The 21,622-nt window shown below is 38.6% G+C and carries 8 protein-coding genes; 3 read left to right on the plus strand and 5 right to left on the minus strand.

The window, feature by feature from the left end:
* Entirely contained in the window at positions 1-1,527 is a 1,527-nt protein-coding gene (amaB, locus tag CWD91_RS05625) for an L-piperidine-6-carboxylate dehydrogenase (protein ID WP_103440007.1), read from the plus strand.
* Positions 1,528-2,583: 1,056 nt separating this feature from the next.
* On the plus strand, positions 2,584-3,798 hold the full coding sequence (locus CWD91_RS05630) for a site-specific integrase (RefSeq protein WP_103440008.1): 1,215 nt from the start codon (positions 2,584-2,586) through the stop codon (positions 3,796-3,798).
* A 1,483-nt stretch (positions 3,799-5,281) separates the two neighbouring features.
* Here CWD91_RS05630 and CWD91_RS05640 read toward each other — a convergent pair.
* Positions 5,282-6,910 carry a beta-N-acetylhexosaminidase gene (locus CWD91_RS05640; RefSeq protein WP_103440010.1) on the minus strand — a complete coding sequence of 543 codons (1,629 nt, stop codon included), beginning with the start codon at positions 6,908-6,910 and terminating at the stop codon, positions 5,282-5,284.
* A 143-nt stretch (positions 6,911-7,053) separates the two neighbouring features.
* Positions 7,054-8,664 carry a cellulase family glycosylhydrolase gene (locus tag CWD91_RS05645; RefSeq protein WP_103440011.1) on the minus strand — a complete coding sequence of 537 codons (1,611 nt, stop codon included), beginning with the start codon at positions 8,662-8,664 and terminating at the stop codon, positions 7,054-7,056.
* A 466-nt stretch (positions 8,665-9,130) separates the two neighbouring features.
* Here CWD91_RS05645 and CWD91_RS05650 point away from each other — a divergent pair, with 466 nt between their 5' ends.
* Positions 9,131-13,156: a hybrid sensor histidine kinase/response regulator transcription factor gene (locus CWD91_RS05650; RefSeq protein ID WP_103440012.1), complete on the plus strand. Its 4,026-nt coding sequence runs from the start codon at positions 9,131-9,133 to the stop codon at positions 13,154-13,156.
* 96 nt (positions 13,157-13,252) lie between these two features.
* On the opposite strand, the gene CWD91_RS05655 is transcribed toward CWD91_RS05650, so the two are convergent.
* The 3 genes from CWD91_RS05655 to CWD91_RS05665 form a co-directional block, all read right to left on the minus strand.
* On the minus strand, positions 13,253-16,636 hold the full coding sequence (locus CWD91_RS05655) for an FG-GAP-like repeat-containing protein (RefSeq protein ID WP_103440013.1): 3,384 nt from the start codon (positions 16,634-16,636) through the stop codon (positions 13,253-13,255).
* Complete coding sequence (locus tag CWD91_RS05660; protein ID WP_103440014.1) at positions 16,626-20,015, minus strand: VCBS repeat-containing protein; 3,390 nt, start codon at positions 20,013-20,015, stop codon at positions 16,626-16,628. The genes CWD91_RS05655 and CWD91_RS05660 overlap by 11 nt, the downstream gene beginning before the upstream one ends.
* Positions 20,016-20,118: 103 nt before the next feature.
* Entirely contained in the window at positions 20,119-21,615 is a 1,497-nt protein-coding gene (locus CWD91_RS05665) for a SusD/RagB family nutrient-binding outer membrane lipoprotein (RefSeq protein WP_103440015.1), read from the minus strand.
* Positions 21,616-21,622: the final 7 nt, after the last annotated feature.

Consider the following 21,622-nt stretch of genomic DNA (forward strand, 5'->3'; position numbering starts at 1 on the left):
ATGAATAAAGTAATTGAAGATCTTGGGTTAAAAACACCTTTTTACGGCGTCAGTAGCGGGCAGAAAAATTGGGTAAGTAAGGGTGACAAGCTAAATATTAAATCCCCTGTCGATGGCAAATCGATTGGTGACGTAAACCTTGCAGAAAATAATGATTATGAGGCCCTAATGGCTGAAGCCCAAATTGCATTTCCAATTTGGAAAGCCATGCCAGCACCCCATCGTGGAGAAATTGTTCGTCAGTTTGGGGATGCTCTTAGAAAGGAAAAGGAAAACCTGGGAAAATTGGTAAGCTATGAAATGGGAAAGAGCCTACAGGAAGGCTATGGAGAAGTTCAGGAAATGATCGACATCTGTGATTTTGCTGTGGGCCTATCACGACAGTTGTATGGTCTGCAAATGCATTCAGAAAGACCAGGCCATAGAATGTTTGAACAGTGGCACCCATTGGGAGTAGTAGGTATTATTTCCGCCTTTAATTTTCCTGTAGCGGTATGGGCATGGAATGCTGCACTAGCATGGGTATGTGGAAATGTATGTATTTGGAAGCCATCTGAAAAAACTCCTTTTTCTGCAATGGCTTGTCAGGAAATTTTCAGAAAGGTATTAATAGCGAACGACCTTCCGGAGGGAATTTCCAATGTAATCATAGGGGATCGCGCTATTGGAAAATTAATGTCCTCCGACCCAAACATAGCCTTAATATCCGCAACGGGTTCTACCCAAATGGGAAAGAGCGTAGCTGAAACAGTTGGCAGACGTTTGGGGAAATCTATATTGGAACTAGGTGGTAACAATGCCATAATTGTAGCTGAAGACGCAGATTTAAATCACGCAGTTCCAGCGATTGTTTTTGGTGCCGTGGGTACCGCTGGACAACGTTGTACTTCTACTAGACGGTTAATTGTTCACGAGAGTCAATTCGAATCCCTATTGGAGAAATTAAAACAAGCATATGGTCAAATACGTATAGGTGACCCCTTGGATGAAAATAACCATGTTGGGCCATTAATTGACACCATGGCAGTAGAGGCTTATTTAAATACGGTAAAAAAAGCCCAGAACCAAGGCGGCGAACTTGTTTATGGCGGCCAAGTTTTGGATGGAGAAAAATATACCTCCGGCTGTTACGTAATGCCTACAATTATTAAGGCAGAACCCGATATGCCAATTATGAAACAGGAAACCTTTGCTCCAATTCTTTATGTAACCTCATATAAAGACCTGAACGAAGCCATTAACATACAGAACAATGTACCCCAAGGATTATCCTCTTCCATATTTACCCTGAATATGAGAAAAGCAGAAACCTTCTTATCCAACTCGGGTTCCGATTGTGGTATTGCCAATGTGAATATAGGCACATCAGGGGCAGAAATCGGTGGAGCTTTTGGGGGTGAAAAAGAAACGGGTGGTGGCCGTGAAAGTGGCTCCGATTCTTGGAAGGCCTACATGCGCAGACAGACCTGTACAGTAAATTATAGCACAGATTTACCCTTGGCCCAAGGGATAAAATTTGACATATAATACGTAAAATTTAAATTTAACCCACCATTATAGGCAATACCAATAAATAAAATCTAAGGGATCATGTCGTTGCTTTATCCCTATACTTCTATATTTGCCCAATACAAGCTAGGCTTTCAATTTATTGGACGCCTAGCTTTTCATTGGATTAGATAAACTTATTTAGTAGGTTTCAAATTCAAAGGGGTTTAACCTTGATACTGTGGGGGAACAACAGTTACTTTATAAATTCTAAAAGGATATATCCGCGAATCAGTAAAATTTCCAAACTTATTTATTATAAATATAAATTACAACTTGTAGTACATCCATCTAAATTCACCTAACACTCTCCTTTCCCATAATGTGCTTCGCCTCCTCCCAATTCAATAAAAATTCCTCCTCAAAAAGCACCCCTGTATATATGAATTGTGTTTCTCGGAGTGGTTGAAAATTGACGCATTTTATTCCGCCGATTTAAATATTAATCATAACCGAAAACATTACATGACCATAATTAGTGACCCCCTGCTTTTTGATTTCCAAAAGCAAATACTATTCAAAATAAAAAATAAGTAAAATATTGATTATTAAATATTTAGAGATATTTCAATAATTTTAATACCACTAGTTTTCTAACGTTAAAATATAAAAGTGTGCCTAATCTGAGCCTTTTACCAAATAAAAAAGGCCTCCAATCTCTCTTAAGCTTTGTTTTTATTGGTGATGGCACTAGGATTACCTGCGGTGATCCTATCCCATCAATGTTGCAAATTCAAAACCGCGCAGCTAGCACTGCGAGTTCTTTGTTTTATTGCAAGGCTACGAACGCTGTTCGGCCTTTCCATAAAACAAAAAACCACGCCTTTAGGCGTGGTTTTGAGAGTGTCGTGATGGCACTAGGATTCGAACCTAGGACCGCCTGCTTAGAAGACGGGTGATTATTGAATTTATTTGTTTCAAAATATATGTATAATATTGATTATCAATTATATATATTTCATAAGAATTCATATTAAACCATATAATACCCGATTTTGAGTGCAAATTGAGTGCAAATTTTTATATCTTTAGAATATGAAGACAAACATCACTCTTTCCATGGACACTAGGCGCAAGCGCAAAGATGGTATGTGCCCGATTATCTTTAGACTAAGCCACCATCGAAAGACGATTGCCATTGCAACTGGATTTGCCGTTCCTCCCGAGTATTGGAACAATAAGAATCGCGAGGTCAAAAGAACCTATAATGGCGTTTCGTCCGTTGCGCGTTTAAATAACCTCCTTGTCAAGAAGAAAACCGAATTAAGGGATGGGATAAATGAATTGGAAGAAAATGGACAGCTCGAAGGGCTGAGCATCACCGAACTCAAAAACACCTTGACCAGGCCGACCAACAAAATTTCCTTTTTTGATTTTACCAATCGATTAATAAGTGAGATGGAAGAAGCGAATCGTTTCGGGAACGCTAAAGCCTATAGATGTGCCCTTGGTTCATTGAAGAATTTCAACAAAAAGGAGTCTCTCCGGTTTGAAGAGATGACCTACACTTATCTTAAACGATTTGAGACGGCACATTTGAAAAAAGGAAATAGTATAAATGGATTATCCATGTATATGAGAACGTTCAGAGCCATATACAACAAAGCCATACATCAGGGGGTAGTATCTGCGGATTCTTATCCCTTTAGGAAATACAAGATAAAATCCGAGCCAACGGCAAAACGGGCGATCAGCATAGAAAAAATAAGACGGATCCTTGATTTGGAATTAGAACCCGGCACCCCTTTGTTCAACACCCGGAATTATTTTTTGTGCTCTTACCTTATGAACGGCATTTCATTTATTGATATGGCCTTTTTAAAACTGGATAATATCATTGATGGACGCATCCAGTACCGTAGACAAAAAACCGCCCGATATTACGATATTAAGGTAACTCCACAGTTATCATCGATTATGGATTGTTATTTGATAGGCAAGGACAAAACCGATTATATTTTTCCCATTGTTAAGCGCAAAGAAATGCAAGATCAGTTTAAGGACATCCAATGGGAAAGAAAGCGATATAACAAACGACTAAAAGAGATTGCCACGCTTTGTGAAATTGAAGAGCATTTGACAAGTTATGTAAGCCGTCATTCCATGGCTACGAATCTTATACTAAATGATGTTCCCATTAATGCGCTGAGCAAAATGCTCGGGCACAGCGATATTAGTACAACTGAAATATATATTAAAAATCTCCCTACGCATATAATGGATGGATACCAGGAAAGATTGGAAATTTAATTTTTACATGAAGTGTTTAATGTAAAAATAGATTTCTAATAAGTTTTGTATGGATTTATATTGGTGAAGTAGAATTTGTCTCATTTCCCTTATTCCCCCTATGCACAAAAAAGCATGCCTTAGGGTGCCGTATTTTAAATCAGCTAGTTCCGAACCATTGAAACTAGGCGTTAGGTAATGCTCACGTTTCTTCTCCCTAAAAAGTTTTATCCTGTCTTATTAATTGCCGTTTTCTCATTCGATTTTTATCGCCTTTCTGGTACAGACACCGTTTTCACTTCGACAGAAGTAGGAGTTTTAAGTTGCTTAAAACATAACTTGCTATCTTCTCCGAAGATAATATTGACTATCTTCTCCGAAGATAATATTGACAATTTCTTTTAAAGGTTAAATTACTCAAAACGAGTTGATCGGATATGGCCATACTTTAAAACAAAAATACCTTCCGATTACACAAATCCTATTTACCTATGTATATATTTCCATATATTCATATTTGCATATATGCATATATCCATATATCGTGACCGCAGAAATCCATTTATTTTTTATTCTTTGGTGTATTTAATCGTTCCAAGTGCAACCGGGAGGCTATGGAATATTACAACGAATATGAATGGTCGTGGTTGGGGAGAAGAAAGGTCAAGCTGTCTTTTCAGCTTGTACTTTCCCGCGGCTAGGAGGGTGTCGGGAAAAACTGGAACGTAAAGACTTTCCTAGTGGACATGTGAAACATCGGCGTATGGAGAGGATGGAACGGAAGGGTTGCCCGACTTCCGCCTTTAGGGCATGGAAAAACAATCTTTTTTTTGAACTTTTAGGAATTGGACTACGGCCTTTCGAGGGAGCCATTGTTAAGAGGTTTATTCCGTCAGTATGGCAATTATTTTGTTCCCTTTTGAATTCAAGAACATTCTATCCATTTTGTCCTTATTTTTCGTAAATTTAATCCGATTTTCCTCGGTTTTTAGTTAAAATTTGTCCTTTTCGAAAGGTATTATTTCATACGCCATATTCGCTACTTTTTCTAAGTACAGTTTACCTTTCTATCCCACCTTAGGACTAAATCGTTCTGGTGAACAACTGTCACCGTAGTCAAGATAAAGTTCTATTGCGCCATCCTCTCATATTGTTTTGTGTCCATATTCGGGAACAAACTCAGATGGAATCACAGTATCTACGAAATATTACAGATATTGAGCATATCGCGACTCTATAGGACCACCATACGTGAGATAATTACAGATTATAAATACAAAGACGTCTAAAACTAGAATATAAATAGTTAAAAATCAACAGAGTTTAGATTTCTACTAATGAAATTATCACTAGACTGGATTTGGATATCCTACAACCCCACTACTGACAAAGTGATGGTGGAATTGGATAGTCCTCGGGTTCATATTGCTTCGGGCTCAACTCCGAATAAATAATTCATCATCTTTGACAATGGTTAGTGTGGATCCATGTCCTTTTTTAAGGATCACTCGCTTATTGGCCCATTAAATGCTTCTGGTTGAAGTATTTTACGTTCATCAATGCCAATATTCGGAATGCGGTAATTAATACCCGCCCTTTGATATCTCAAGAACTGCATGGACAATCTTTCTTGAAATGATTCCCAATCAATATTATCCTCGTAGGTCCATGCCTTTTCAGCTACTGCAGATAGCCTTGGATAGGCCATGTATTCCAATCGCTTTTCATCGGCAATAAATTCGGTCCAGATACCGGCCTCAATACCAATAATACGGGCAGACATAGTATCGTTAAAAGTTTCTGGAATTGGCTGCCATCTATATAATGCTTCCAATGAATTTGGTCCATTGTGTAATCCTTCCCATTGTGCACCTGCTTCTTTTAAATCAGAGGGATAGTCCAAATAAAGGAAGTCTACAGGGGATAAAATAATATCATAACCTTGTTCAACAGCAGTATATAGTACTTCGGGAAACTCTCCACGCCACCATTGCAAGGTGGTCTCCTTATTTATACCAAAAATGGAAGCTTCGTCCCAGGCTACCGGCTTTAATCCGGACCGGACAATGAAATCAGCCATCCTTCGGTCGAACCAGCCTTCAAATTGGTGTTGATCTTTAAGATTCAGTTCGTTCATTTTGGCCCTCATATCAGGTCTTCCCTCCCAATTATGTTGTCTTACCTCATCGCTTCCAAAATGGATATAAGTAGTGCTAAAAAGTTTGGACAAACGCAGAATTACCGTTTCTATCATTTTTATTGCATCCACATCCGCAATATTTAAAGTGTTATTGCCACCACTAAATTCTGGGTAAGCTCTTTCTATTGCTCCCGAATGACCAGGAATATCCACCTCAGGGATTATCATAATATGCCTTTCGTTTGCATAGGCCGTAATATCCCTGGCTTCTTCCTCGGTAAGGTACATAGCTGGACCATTAGGATCGGTCCTATCTCCCAAAGAACCAATTTCATGAAGTTTGGGATATTCCTTTACTTCTATTCGCCATCCAGTATCATCCGTAAGATGAAGGTGCAGCCTGTTCAATTTTTGAGCAGCCATCTGATCTATTAATTTCTTTATTACTTTAGGGCCAAAGAAATGTCGCGAAATATCCAGAAGAACTCCCCGCCATTTAAACCTGGGCTGATCAGTGATGGTAAGATGATCTAACTTAATTTCTGATAACATATTTTTTTCCGCAGAAACAGGAACTAACTGCAAAATCGTTTGAAAGGCATAAAAATATCCAGCCTCCGAAGAGGCTTTTATAGTTATCCCTGTGTCATTAATATCCAACAGATATGCTTCGTTGGCCATGGAACTATCCTCGATTAATACAATCGAATTCCTCTTTAATGATTCTGTTCCAACACGGCAAGACAACCCAACCAAATTCTCTAGCTCACTATTGAACCATTTGGCAACTCCGTGCTGTTCTTCTGTTGAAAATACCATCTGAGTCATGGAATCCATAACAAATGACCCTTCAAACACTTGAATCTCTTGGGGCTGTGGAATTATAGGCAATACTACATTAGTTTTTTCTTTCCGGACCGCAGGATTACAAGAAACTATAAACAGCAATAATAGGCCCTGGAATAAGGCTTTGGGTGAAATAAGTTTTTTCATTTAACTGTTTATTTTAATTATCTCACTTAATAGTTTTACTGAGAACAAATGCATAAAGAACTAATGGATTCAATGATCCAAACATTGAAGATAGCAAATTCCGTGATAGTTTGACTTAAGGATCAATTAATGGAAACCGTAAGTTAATCGCCTATTTCAAAGGTCAGTTTTCTTTCCCCTCCATCTTTTATTGGAGGAATAATTAACCAACCTGCATCCGAGTATTTAATTTTTTCAATTGTAACATCACCCCATTTATTTAATGCGTCTATATCAAGTTTGGATAGTGAGGGTGCAAAAATTATGGTCACAGCATTGTTCTTTTTACCTTCCCTCCATGTCATAGTGAATTGGCGGGATTCAAAATCATTGCCATAACTGATTAATTCCCCATTTACATATGCCGGATACACCCGGACCAAAGCTTGTTTAAAATATTCTAAATTTTCCGTCCCAGGGTCATAAGACCAATAGGCATTTCCAAAAAGATGCTTTTCAATCAGTTGAACAGAATTTTTTGCAACGGGAATAACGCTCGTTGAATTTCCATAAAAAGCACCCCATTCACCCAACCAGACAGGCATTTTTAATTGCTCCCCTTTTTTGGCAATCTGATCATAGATATAGGACACCCTCTCATTGGATGCCATAGCCACCGACTCTGTATCCGTTACCAAATCGTAACCATGTGGTGCATATGCAATCAATGGATCTGGTGACCCATTGGGTAAATTAACCCTTTCGATACTACTCCCCACCCCTGTGTTACTGTAATAACTATGCTCAAGAAATAAAATGTGTTTTGTATCCACTTCTCGGATAGCTAGTGCAACTTTCTGATACATTTGCTGCAAATATGTTGTTTCAAACTCTTTATTAAGTTCAAAAAGTCGACTAAAAACAAAATGATAAATTTCAGTGTTGTAGAGAATTTTAAGAGCCTCCATTCTATTCCCTTCATCTCGCCATATAATGGTCAATTGTTCTTCATTTAACTTTTCCCCAGTTAAGGAATAATGCAGTTCCCCATAAGCGGTTAGTAAGATCTTGGTGGATTCCAAGGCTGAAGATCCAGGAAAAGGCTCATTCATAATATCGAACCCGATAACCTTTGAATTGTCTACATACCTTTTTGCTATATGTTGCCATAAAAAGGCATAATGGTCTTGAAGACCAATACCATCGCTTGCTGGTTTGTTCAACCAAAAGTTGTCGAAAGAAGTTTGAACCGCCTCACTCATCATATAGGCATCACTCCAAATGGCACCCGCGTTATGTGGTTTCCCGTCATCCAAAGTAGCCCATTCCGGCGCTCCATCGGAATATTTCACACTAAATAGATCCTGATGCATATCCAACACAACAAACAAATTATTTTTTTCTGCAAGTGCGATCCGCTGATCTATTTCTTTTAAATATTCTTCGTTATACACTCCGGGTTCGGGCTCCAATCTATCCCAAATAATAATAAACCGAATACAGTTGACTCCCCATTTTGCCAGATTCTCATACAATTCCGGCCCACTTTGAAAAATATAGCCTTCTTCCTTGTTTTTGCTTACAATGTTTATTCCATTCAAAATAACCTGTCTGCCATTATCATCAACAAAATGACTTCCATTGATCGTTATGGTTTTTGGGAATTTTTTTCCGACCTGGGGCGTAGAATTACTATTATTTTTACAAGCCATAATTAAGACCACAAGAAACAATACAATCACTTGGACAATCTTAACATTCAATTTTACATTCATTTTAAATTGATTTTTATCGACATTTCATGTTTTAAACCAACCACTATATAAACTGAAAGAAGCGGTAATAACCTCACTGCCATAGTAAATTGGTCTAAAGCATTTTATATTTTCAATCCCGGCACACCTCTGGGTATTTGCTTTTGCGATAGAATAAACAAAGGGCGATCATAATCGCCCTTTGTTACTCAAAAACTAACTCAAAACAACTAACTTATTACTTCTTATACTTTTGATCTAAAGAATTGTTATATTGCATATCATCTTCCAACAAACCCATTATTGCCTGCAAGTATTATTGTTCAATAATACATAACAAACAGCACAAATCGTTATAACGGATTCCGATATCTTTGGCACAATTTCAGGGAATACAACGTTTTCAGGATTGTTTACCATTTTTTCGGAAAGGCATTATGAAATCCTTACAAATTCCTATTTTTACGAATGACCAGAATAAGCTTTTATGAATTTTAGAAAGATTTTAATACTATTCGCACTGTTTACCTTTTTAATAGGGGAAAAGGCCTATTCGCAAATTGTGAACTACAATACCAAGGATGGTTTGGTCTTCAACAACGTGGACCACATAAGTGAGGATGATGAAGGACTTATATATATTTCTACTGGGGAAGGCCTAAATATTTTTGATGGCAGTCAGTTTACACTCCTTAATCTGCACAATATTGATGGTTTTAGCAATAAAATATCTCAGACTTTATTTTTGAAAAAAGGATTGATATTGATCGGCACCCGTGACAAAGGACTTTTTTTATGGAATAAACTCAAAAAAATGATTGCCCCCATAATCATAGAAAATGAGCAGTTAGAATCCTTGGTGGACATTTCCACTTTATTTTTGGATAACCAGGACATTGTATGGGTGGGCAGTGATAATGGTACCCTATTTTCGTTTCCCCTCTCGGATATAGATTCCAACTCCTCTGATTATCTTTTAAAGGATGCCGAAGTACTCACAATACTTCCAGGGGCAATTAATACTATTCTGGAAGTGGATGGCACCATGTTAATCGGCATTGTAGGCTCTAAAATTACCAGGGTCCGGAAAGCCAACAACAATTACCTTATTGATCAGCCAATAGACGTGTCAGGGGCAACTAGCATAACGAGTTTGGCTTGGAATAAGGAAGCCTTGTTTTTGGGAACGGATAAGGGACTGTTTAAGTTAAAGGATTTTGCACCTAAAGAGAATAATGACGTGCAGACCCTTGCAGATTCCTGGAAATTGGACAATTCTGCCATACGTTCCCTAAGCGTGTATCGGAAATCCTTGTGGGTAGGCACTGAGGGGCAGGGTATTTATAATTTTTCAACCGATGGTGCCGAACTAAAGCATTTCCTATATGATCAAAGTAGGCAAAACAATCTTAACTCCAATTATGTATTGACCTCCTATATAGATAGCAACAATAATCTTTGGATCGGCACTTGGTTTGGTGGCATGAACGTAATCGATTTAAGCGAAAGAAATTATTCTTTAATTTATGATGCGGAAAATGAGAAGAATCTTTTCTCAAACATTATTTGGGCTATGGCCAAGTTACCAGATGGTAGAATTTTTCTAGGCACTCACGGCAATGGGCTTGGAGAATACACTACAGACCGGAAAAATTTTAAATCCATAGTAACCAACGAAGAAATAAAATCCATTTCATCCCTATACTACGACCCAATCACCAATCTTCTGCTCATAGGCACATGGGGCAATGGGATTAAAATGTACGATCCAGCAACCCATAAATTGGTACCAAACAAATATGACCTAAGTCTATTAGATCAAGATCGCATTTACAGCATCACACGTGGCCCCAGTAATAACTTGTGGATAGGTAGCTCCGAGAATGGGCTATATCATTTTTCAAAGGACAAATTGCAATTGCAGAAAATAGATCTTCCCAATGAATCTGCAAAAAGCCCTACTGATATAAAAAATATTATTAGCGATAACAAAAACAGACAAATTTGGGCCGGATCTATAAAAAATGGTCTTTTTTCCTTAAAACTTGATGAGAGCGGCGCTGTCAAGAGTATGAAACAGTTCGAAGATTTTGCTACCCAAAATGATAAAATTTATGTAGAGAACCTCTATAGCCATAATAATGGTGACCTTTGGATTCTTTGTAGAAATGGTATCGGAATAGTTAAACCTAACGAGAATCCAAAGCGCAACCAAATAATTAATGGATGTGTAGTTACAGGAATGACAGCAGATGCATTAGGCAATTTATGGGCCGGCACCCATAAGGGTATTTTTAAAATGGATCCTGAAGCTTTGACCGCAACTTATACTTTATCCGAATACTCTTGTTACGGCATACTTTATAACCCCGTGGACAATACGATTATAACGGCCTCGGACAATGGTTTATTAAAAATAGACCCTGACGAGCCTATTCGACTACCGCCTTTTCCTACACTGATGTTATCCAATTTGCACACTCTAAATCAAACAATAACACCGCAAACAGAATTTCACGGACAGGTAATTCTGCCCCAAAACCTGAATTATTGCGACACCATTATTCTACCCCACAACAGTCAATCTTTTTCCATTGGTTTTAATGCATTGACCTTTACAGGGAAGAAAAAAGTACGGTTGCAGCATAGGCTTAATAATTTTGAACAGGGATGGAGAGAATCGACGGGTATTTCCAATATTGCCAATTATACCAATATACCTTCGGGAACCTATGAACTGGAAGTAAAGGTAGGGCATGAACATCTTGGTTGGAATCCGCAATCCAGAAAGCTTACCATTATAAAACTAAAGCCGTGGTGGGCTTCACCGCTGGCCTATTTAGCTTATTCTCTTTGCCTGGGATTAATTCTCTATATTATATATAAAGTGGTAAGGGTGCGAATACAAATTAATCAGGCATTAAAAATTGAAAAGATAAAACAGGAGCGAAATCACGAACTCTACCAACAAAAACTTTCTTTTTTCACTAATGTTTCACATGATCTAAGAACGCCATTAACGCTTATAATTGGCCCCCTAGAAGAGATGCTTTCCAGTGGAGAGATAGAGCAAAAACTTCAAAAAAAGTTGATGAGGATACACAAAAATGGGCAGTTGTTATTAAATATTGTAAATCAGATATTGAATTTTAGAAAGGCGGAGAGCAATACTATGGATTTGGAATTGGAACAAATTGATCTTAATGCCTTTGTCAAAAATACCTGTTCCCAATTTTATGAAATGGCACAAACAAATGATCTGGATTTTGAGGTATCTTGTCCTGACGAGAAATTGATTCTTTTGGCAGATTCCAACAAATTGGAATCCATTCTAATAAATTTAATCTCCAATGCCATAAAATTCACTCCCAAATACGGGGAAGTCATCGTACAGGTGTATAATGACAACGAATATATTTCCATTAGCATTATGGATACGGGAATGGGTATCCCGAAAGATGAATTGGATTTAATTTTTACCCGATTTTACAGGTCAAAGAAAAGCAATGAATTACAGGGCAATGGTATTGGAACCACACTAGTGAAAAAATATACAGAAATGCACAATGGAAAAATTGAAGTCCATAGTGTAGAAAATGAAGGGTCCGAATTTATTGTTCATTTCCCAATTATCAATGAACTTTCAGAATATCCACATCATGTTATAAGTTCCCATCCAGAATTTAGTATGGATGCCATCCCTGAAATTAAGTCTGCAACTGCAAATCCAAAAAAACATTCCATATTGGTTATAGACGACAGTGAGGATATTAGGGATTATTTAAAAGAAATCCTTGAAGTCGAATATAAAGTCTATACCGCAAATAATGGGAAGGAAGGGCTTTCCTTGACCAATAAAAATATGCCAAATTTAGTGATAAGTGATATTATGATGAAAGGTTTGGATGGAACAGAGGTGTGTAACCAGATAAAATCCAATGTAAACACCTCCCATATCCCGGTAATTTTATTGACCGCCAAGACATCTATAGACTCCAAAATTGAAGGGTTTGAAAAAGGTGCCGATGCCTATATAGAAAAACCTTTTAATAGTAGGTTTTTATTGACCAGGGTCAAGAAGATAATAGAACAAATGGAAGGTTTAAGGAAGAAAATATTGGAATCCGATAATTTATTGGGAGAAGCCCAACCTCAATCTGTGGATGAACGGTTTATTGAAAAAATCATTGGGCATATAGAATCCAATATTTCGGAATCGGAATTCTCTGTACAACGTCTTATCGAAAACATGAATATGAGCCAAGACCAACTCTATAGAAAAATTAAGGCGCTGACCGGACTGTCGATCAACCATTTTATTCGTTTAGTACGATTAAAAAAAGCGGCCCGATTGCTTGCCAACGGAGATTATACCGTTAGTGAGGTCTTGTTTAAAGTTGGATTCAACAATCCATCCTATTTTACAAGATGCTTTAAAGCCGAATTTGGAGTATTACCCAGAGAATACAGCCCGTCTAACACACCAGCGTTAATACAAAAGGATTCCGATTAGACAGCAGTTAATAGCCATAACTTAATACTATAAACTTTGTTCGGGCTATTATATTTTTGAATTCTCAATGGCTTTTGGTCGCCTGGGTTAGCACATTTAATATTTTATTATTTTTAATGGTCCATCGTTAATACCGACTAGCACCCCCCTATCAGCTCCCAATTTTATCGATTTTAATTCCTTAACATCATAAGGTAGGCTTAAACCACTTTCTGGCATAGGGATGGTTTTAAAGCCACATTTTCCATTTCCTTTTAAAAAGAGTCCAATGCCCGCGTCGTTGCGAGGTGTTTCAACTTCTGAACCATACATGTTCCCTGCAAGTATAAGATCCAGTGCCCCATCTTTGTCCACATCGGCAATTATAATATCGTTTATACTGGATATTTGGGCTTCAATGGGTAAGTCATGTATTTTAAATTCACCGCTTCCCAAATTCTCAAGGGCTATACTTTGGAACATATGGGCCTTATATTCCAAGGATCGGTTTAATTGATCCTCCCCATAGACTTCGCTTAAGGATGCGGAGGCAAAAGTATCGTAGTCAGGAAAGACTTTTTTCAATCCAGGGATCTGTTGGGATGAGCAAGATCTGCCTCTCAAAGGATAGTGTTCCCCATAATTATAGTATCCCAGTACTATATCATTTTTCCCATTTTGGTCAAAATCGCCATAATTCACTGTAAAAGGCTCCTCTGGATTGGCCTTATACTTGTAATTGAGCCCGAGATTCCCAATTATATAATCATCGTCACCGTCGTCATCCAAATCGGCAGCATTTATGCTATACCACCAGCCTGTAGTGTTTTGGAGGGAATTTGGCAGGACCAATTTTTTAAAATTACCTTCCATGTTCTCCAGTATTGTTACTGGCATCCACTCCCCCACAACTATAAGGTCTAAATCCCCGTCTTGGTCATAGTCGGTCCAGGAAGCATCCGTTACCATACCCAGATCAATAAGGTCTTTAATAATAACTTCCTCAAACTTAAGAGACCCTGTTTCCTTCCAATTATTTTTCAAAAGGTAACTTTCTGTTGGTTCGGGATAATGGCCGGGTACCTGCCTGCCGCAGACAAAAAGATCCATGTCGCCATCATTGTCATAATCTGCCTTAATTACTCTAGAACCACTAGCCGTTAATTGCGGCAAGGCAGATTTTAACAAGGTGAAATTGCCGTTGCCATCATTACTATAAAATCTGTCCTGATATAGGTCTATGCCCTTTTCATATTCATTGCCACCACTTACTACATACAAATCCAAATCTCCGTCCAAATCGGCATCTATAAATTCGGACCCCATATCCTCATGATAGGGATAGCCAGAATACGCTTCCATTCGTGCCTTGGTAAATGTGCCAGCCTTAACCTGAAGAAAGACACTTCCGCTTTGTCCCACTGCTCCACCCACGAAGAAATCATCCAGTCCATCCCCGTTAACATCACCTACGGCCAGTCCCGGACCAAATGCAGACATTTTATGGGGCAACAACACCTCTCTTTCAAAGTCATCAAAAGTATTCTCCTGATGTATATGATTTAGGCCAATCTCCTTGGAAATATCCATAAAGGGTCGGTTTGTTGTTTTTTGCTTACCTACCGCCGATATTTTCAATATTGCCCGATCAAGGACCATTGTCTGATTGGGTTTAATTTTATGTAGCACCGAGTTTCCCCCATCGTACCATGAGATTACCAAACTATCGATTTTCTTGGCAGTTCCCAATCCAAAATGGATAAGGCTTTCACTACTCGAATAAAACCCCCTTGCACTTGTTAACTCCCCCAGTTGTATGCCTCCATCATAATAAATAGTTGCCCTGGTTCCAAAAAAGCTCTTGTGCTTGTTATCTTCAGTAAATTTTATATTAAGAAAATTATTCTTGGCCAATTTGTCAGAATTATTCTCATAGATAAAAGCTATATCATCAACATTGTTCACCACTAGATCCAAATCCCCGTCCTTGTCAAGATCACCATAGGCGGCCCCAGAAGAAAAGGAAGGCAGATCAATCCCCCACTCTTCTGCAGCTTTCACAAAATTTAACCCACCCCTGTTCTTAAAGACATAGTTGGGTATTTTTTCTGAGGGAAAAAATGCTAAAACAGTATCCAATGAGACAAACTCCCTAATTTTATCCAAATTGGTAGCAGCATCCTTAATTTGGTGTTTGTCAACGATACTGGTCAGATAGGCATCAATATTCTTGAGGGCATCCGTATTCCTAATATCCTTCTTAATACCATTGGTCACATAAATATCCTGAAAACCATTATTATCAAAATCTGCAAATAAGGTGGACCAGCTCCAATCTGTGTTCGACATTCCTGCCAATTGCCCGATCTCGCTAAATACAAGGTTACCATCGGCATCGGCATCGGCACCGTTGTTCATTTGCAGGGTATTGAACATATATTGGTAATGCCCACCAAGATCAACTATGTTCCAAAATTCCTGTGGGTTCATGCCTCCCATATTTGCCTTAAGTCGATAGTTGTCCTCTGCAACCATATCTACCACTGCCAGATCTAGAAGACCATCATTATTAATATCCCCAACATCCGAGCCCATACTAAAAAATGATATGTGCTTTAAATAGTCATTGGCCTTATTCGTAAAGGTTCCGTCTCCATTGTTTATATAAAAGAAGTCGGGGCCCTCATAATCATTGGTAACATAGAGGTCTGGCCATTGATCATTATTAAAATCGCCCACTACAGAACTGAGGCCATAACCCACATTCTCCAGACCTACAGCTGTTGTAATATCCTTAAACCCTTCACCTGTGTTCTCCAAAAATCGATAGGTAAGGTCCGGGCTAAGCCAATTTCGACCTTTTAATGGAGACAACAAGGAAGGGTTAGGGGGTTGATTGATCAGGAACATATCAAAATCCCCATCTTTGTCAAAATCAAAAAAATTAGCGTGTATAGCTCTAAAAGGGTCGTTCAAATTATACTTGCGTGCCGATTCCGTAAATGTTAAGTCCCCATTATTGATATACAGTTCGTTTATTCTAAGCTCAGGATTGTCATCGAACAAATTCTTGCAGACGTAAATGTCCTGGTAACCATCCCCGTTAATATCTACTATATTGACGCCTTTAGACCATCCGCCTCTATCCAATATTCCAGATGATTCGGTGATATCCCTAAATTTAAGGTTTCCTAGATTTAAATATAGCCTATCCCGCACTTGGTTGCCTGCGAAGTAAATATCAGGCAATCCATCATTATTGATATCCTCTATGGCCACCCCTGCACCATTATAAAACAATTCATAAATAAGGGCATTGGCCTCTTTAGTATCAATTACGGTATTGTTAAAATTTATACCCGTTTGGCTACTGGACAATAAGGAGAATAGCTTTTCTTCATTTGCTCTTTTAATGAGGGTTTGGGTGTGACCAATTTGCACTCCAAAGGAGAAAAAAGCGAGAAGCAAAGCAATTTTGATTATTTTCCAGTTATTCGTCATACAAACTTGAATTACTATTTATTTTAACGCTCCCCATCATCCCATTGTTAACGGCACTTATTATTAGTCTGTTTCCTGGTGTGTTTATAAACATTAATTTCTGAACGTCCCCCTCTAGAAATAAGCCACTTTCCGTTGGTGGCACTGGAATAAACCCTCCCTTGCCGTCACCTTTTAAGAACAGGCCAACACTGGCATCATTTCGCGTAGTCTCTACTTCTACCGGATACATATTACCGGCCAACAGAATATCTTTATTCCCATCGCCATCAAAATCCTCTAGTAGAATGGCATCCACATTTGAAATCTGCGCTTCATTGGGCAGCACTTTCATAGTAAACATTCCCTTACCTTTATTTTCGAAATATGCACTGGCAAAAGTTTTTGCCGTATAATGTAATGCGGCTTGAAGGTTATCCTCCCCATAGACCTCTGATAAATTGGCGGATGCAAAAATATCATAGGTCTGGAATCGTTGAGAGATCAAAGGTATTTGCTCCGAGGAGCAGGACCTTCCACGAAGCGGAAACTGCTCCCCAAAATTATAATAACTAAGCACTATATCTTTGGAGCCATTTTTATCAAAATCGCTATAATGAACCTCAAAAGGAGTGTTTTCTGTAGCCTTATACTTGTAATTGAGTCCCAAATTACCAGCTACAAGGTCCATGTCCCCATCATTGTCCATGTCAGCAACTGCCAAACTGTACCACCATCCTTCGGTATCTGGCAGACCTTGGGATTGGGTATCATTAGCGAACCTATTTCCAGTATTTTTAATAAAAGTTATAGGCATCCATTCTCCGGTAAGGACAAGGTCTGTTTTACCATCTTCATCAAAATCGATCCATTCGGCATCCGTGACCATTCCTATGTCCAATAATTCTTTGGCTATGGTTTTGGTAACATCCTTAAAAGTCCCTTTATAATTATTCAATATTCTACTGCTTACCGGCGATGGATAATCCCATGGCGTATGTCGTCCTCCAATAAATAGATCAAGATCACCATCATTATCATAATCGTAAGGCCGAACAACCGATCCACTTTCAGTAAACGCTGGGAGCCTATTTGTAGCCAGCTTAAAATTCCCACTCCCATCATTCATATATAGTCTATCTTGGTAATATTCGGAATTCGGCGCCCATTCATTTCCACCGCTCACAACATAAAGATCTTGATCGCCATCATTGTCCATATCAAAAAACACGGCATCCAGGTCTTCATATCCCAATGCTTGGTTCCAGGTCTTGCTTGCTACTTTCTTAAATTCTCCCAACTTATTTTGGAGAAATAGTGTTGGTTCATAACCTGCCGCTCCCCCAATAAAAAAATCTTCCAAACCATCCCCGTTAACATCGCCAACTGCTAATGCTGGCCCAAACTGGGACTGTTTATGTGGCAATAACACTTGTTTGTCAAAATCATTGATCTTGTTCTCTACGTGCTCAAATTGAATACCTTGGACCGAGCTAAACAATGGGCTCCTATTTAAAATACCATTAAAATTAACAGTAATGGCTTCGCCGATGTCGATATTGAGGCTTTGGTTTGGATCTACATCAGTAAAAATACTTATTTTAAGATTTGGCCAAGTCACCTTTAGGGTATCTATTTTTTTGTTTTCCCTAAATCCAAAATGTGCCATTTGTTCACTTGATGAATACATTCCCCGAACACTTGTAAATTCATAAAGCTGTCTTTTATCCCCTTGGTAGGCTTCCACTCTTGCACCTAGCATTGGAGTATTCCTTTCTTTATCTGTTAAGTTAATTCTCAAGTAATTTTGATCTGCTTTTTTATCCCCGTTATTTCGGTAAATAAAAGCCAGATCATTAACATTATTTACTACAAGGTCCAAATCCCCATCGTTATCGAGGTCACCGTAAGAGCAACCGGCTGAAAAAGTCTTTTCGGACAAGCCCCATTCATCCGATATTTTTTCAAAGATCATACCATCCTTATTTTTGAACGCATAATTGGACAATTTAACCGAGGGTATATGATCAAGTGTTTTCTCCAAGTCAAGAATATCCAAAATAGAAACATCTCCTGCAGTAGGATTGTTTTGAACAAAATCGTTGGCTACCTGAGTGACATAGTTTGAAACTGCCTTATCCGAATCTGTATTGCGAATGTCCCGTAGAAGTCCGTTGGTCACATAAATATCCTTTAATCCATCGTTGTCAAAATCGGCAAGAATATTGGACCAGCTCCAATCGGTACTGGACACGCCTGCCATCTGCGCAATATCTCCAAACTGGGGTGTTCCCGAGAAAGTACCTTGATTTAATTGCAAGGTGTTATACATATATTGATAATGTCCATCATTATTCACAATATTCCAGAATGATTTTGGGTTCATTCCGCTCATATTGGATTTAATGCGAAAATTATCCTCTGCAACCATATCCAAGACCATAAGGTCTAAATAGCCATCATTGTTAATATCCGCTGCATCGACTCCCATACTAAAATAGGAAATATGATTTAAGGATTTATCTATGATATTAGTAAAGGTCCCATCAGTATTATTTAGAAAAAAGGCATCCGGGGGGCCAAAATCATGCGCAATGTAAATATCTGGCCATCCGTCATTGTTGGCATCAAAGACGGAAACACTATTAGCGTTACCAAATTTCAAAACTCCTGCATCCAAGGTAACATCTGTAAAAGTTCTATCCCCATTATTTCTATATAATTTTGGAGCAAACCTTTCCTGATTGCGGTCTACATCGAACATTTCTGAGAAATTCCCTGGATTGGGGGGATTATTAAGAAGAAACATATCCAGAAGGCCGTCTTTATTATAATCCAAAAATGTGGCATGTCTAGTCCTTTCGCTATTGTCCAGACCGTACTCTGCCGCAGATTCCTTAAATGTTGTTTTATTATCTGGATTGTCTTTAGAAGTATTGATATAAAGTCTGTTCCTGCGAATTTCAGGATTGCCATCATACAGCTCCCTGGTCACATAAATATCCAGCCAACCATCATTATCAATATCTCCTATGATAACACCAGAAGACCAACCTCCATTATCTTGGATACCCGAAGACAGGGTTATATCCTCAAACTGCATTTCGCCCTTATTTAGATACAATTGATCACTGACCAAGTTTCCAGCGAAATAGATGTCCTGTAAACCATCATTGTTAAAATCACCTATTCCTACGCCTGCTCCACCGTAAAAATTTGAATATATGAGGATATTACTCTCCTTGGTGTCCTTTATTGTATTTTCGAAAGTTACTCCCGTAATTGCGGAGTCCAATAAAGTAAATTGCTCCTGTACTTGGCCAATGGCAAATATTGGCAAAAGAAGCATTGTAGTTACCGAAAGTAACCAAAAACAAATTGTGGAGTCATATGTTTTCATCCTAATAAACCTAGTAAATAAAAATAAAATAAAGGAGAGTTTCCCCTCCTTTATTAATCTAACTCAAAAAACTAACATTGTATATGTGTTAAGAATATTACTATTATTGCTTATCCCACCATACTCGGGTAGTGTAAGTGTTTGCACCTTGATTTGCAATTGCAGCATTTACATTTTCTGCATTTACAGTAAATTCCACTAAAGGATACTTCATTCGTCTTGGAATAGTTCCTCCAGTAGCATTTCCAGTATAATTTACAGGTATCAAAACAGGGAATTCAACCCTTCTCCAGTTGGCATAAGCCTCCAAAGGATTTAGAAAGGTCGCGGCCCAATACTGCTCACCGATCATCTCCAGCCCATCAGCCTCTACGAAAGGATTGGCTGCTAAATAAGCATCCACATCTGCTGTTGCAGGCGCCGTTACACCATAATATGTCCAATTTGCCATGGCAGCACGAACGCCGTTGTTATAATGAGTTTCGGCATCCCCGGTATGCCAACCCCTTAAAGCTGCCTCTGCCAACATTAATTCTACTTCGGCATAAGTTATATACATTGATGGCGAATCTCTTTCAACCAAGGCTTGATTAACTTGTGAATAATCCAAAAGATCACCTCCTGCAGGTCCATCGGATGCCAATGTTGTAGGATCCAAGCCATTTGGCAAGCCCTGATGAGGCCCACCAGACTCCACAAAGGACAATATCTCCAATCTAGGGTCGCCATTATCTTGCATCCAGCTAACGAAGGTATCGCTTAATCGCATGAACTTATCAACAACAAATGAATAGCCAATAGGACTTTCAACACCACCTTCTTCATGTTCAATTTTGGCCAAGTCATCCAGCTCGGTCATAACTCCTCCTGCAATGGCTTTCTTGACCCAAGATTCTGCCGAGGCCGGATCTGCTTTTGACATTCTAAGACCCAACCTTAACATCATGGAATACGATAATTTTTTCCATTTTGAAATATCACCGTTATAGAAAACATCCTGATTCCCTGGGTTTTCAGCTGACGCACTTAAAGTGGTTGCGGCAGTCTCCAGTTCACTTAACATGTTGGCATAAATGTCTTGCTGGCGATCGTATACCGGAAACCAAGTGTTCGATAAATAACCTTGGCCAGCTTCAGAATAGGGAATATCACCATAAAGGTCAGTTACCTTATGAAAAGAGATAACCTTCATAATACGTCCCATAGCGTTGTAATTCACATCTGCTGGATCTTCAGCAGTACGTGTTACAAAGTCAATTACATCTTTGGCTTCATTTACCCAATATTCATCAAATACAGCATAGCTATAATCAATAAAGTCCATGTATTTATCTCCTGGTAAAAGATTGGTCGCGATATTAACATCCGCCAACTGCTGAATAGAAGATGACGCCCATCCTAGACCGACCCTACGCATTTCATATTGCGCGCCAGCCGCTTTTAATTGTATCTCCGTGAGCTGAAGCCCAAGGGGTAAGTCTGCAATTGCATTTGGATTTTCATTCAATTCTGCTAGATCCTCCGCACAAGATGACAGTGAAATAGCTGCGATTGTAACAAAAAAACAGGCAATTTTCATGCTGATTCTATTTATTTTCATAATACTA

Source organism: Arenibacter hampyeongensis (assembly GCF_002909255.1).
Lineage (GTDB): Bacteria > Bacteroidota > Bacteroidia > Flavobacteriales > Flavobacteriaceae > Arenibacter > Arenibacter hampyeongensis.

Coding starts and splice junctions, on each gene's coding strand:
- amaB (WP_103440007.1), top strand. CDS start 1: ATGAATAAAGTAATTGAAGATCTTGGGTTAAAAACACCTTTTTACGGC.
- CWD91_RS05630 (WP_103440008.1), top strand. CDS start 2,584: ATGAAGACAAACATCACTCTTTCCATGGACACTAGGCGCAAGCGCAAA.
- CWD91_RS05640 (WP_103440010.1), bottom strand. CDS start 6,910: ATGAAAAAACTTATTTCACCCAAAGCCTTATTCCAGGGCCTATTATTG.
- CWD91_RS05645 (WP_103440011.1), bottom strand. CDS start 8,664: ATGAATGTAAAATTGAATGTTAAGATTGTCCAAGTGATTGTATTGTTT.
- CWD91_RS05650 (WP_103440012.1), top strand. CDS start 9,131: ATGAATTTTAGAAAGATTTTAATACTATTCGCACTGTTTACCTTTTTA.
- CWD91_RS05655 (WP_103440013.1), bottom strand. CDS start 16,636: ATGACGAATAACTGGAAAATAATCAAAATTGCTTTGCTTCTCGCTTTT.
- CWD91_RS05660 (WP_103440014.1), bottom strand. CDS start 20,015: ATGAAAACATATGACTCCACAATTTGTTTTTGGTTACTTTCGGTAACT.
- CWD91_RS05665 (WP_103440015.1), bottom strand. CDS start 21,615: ATGAAAATAAATAGAATCAGCATGAAAATTGCCTGTTTTTTTGTTACA.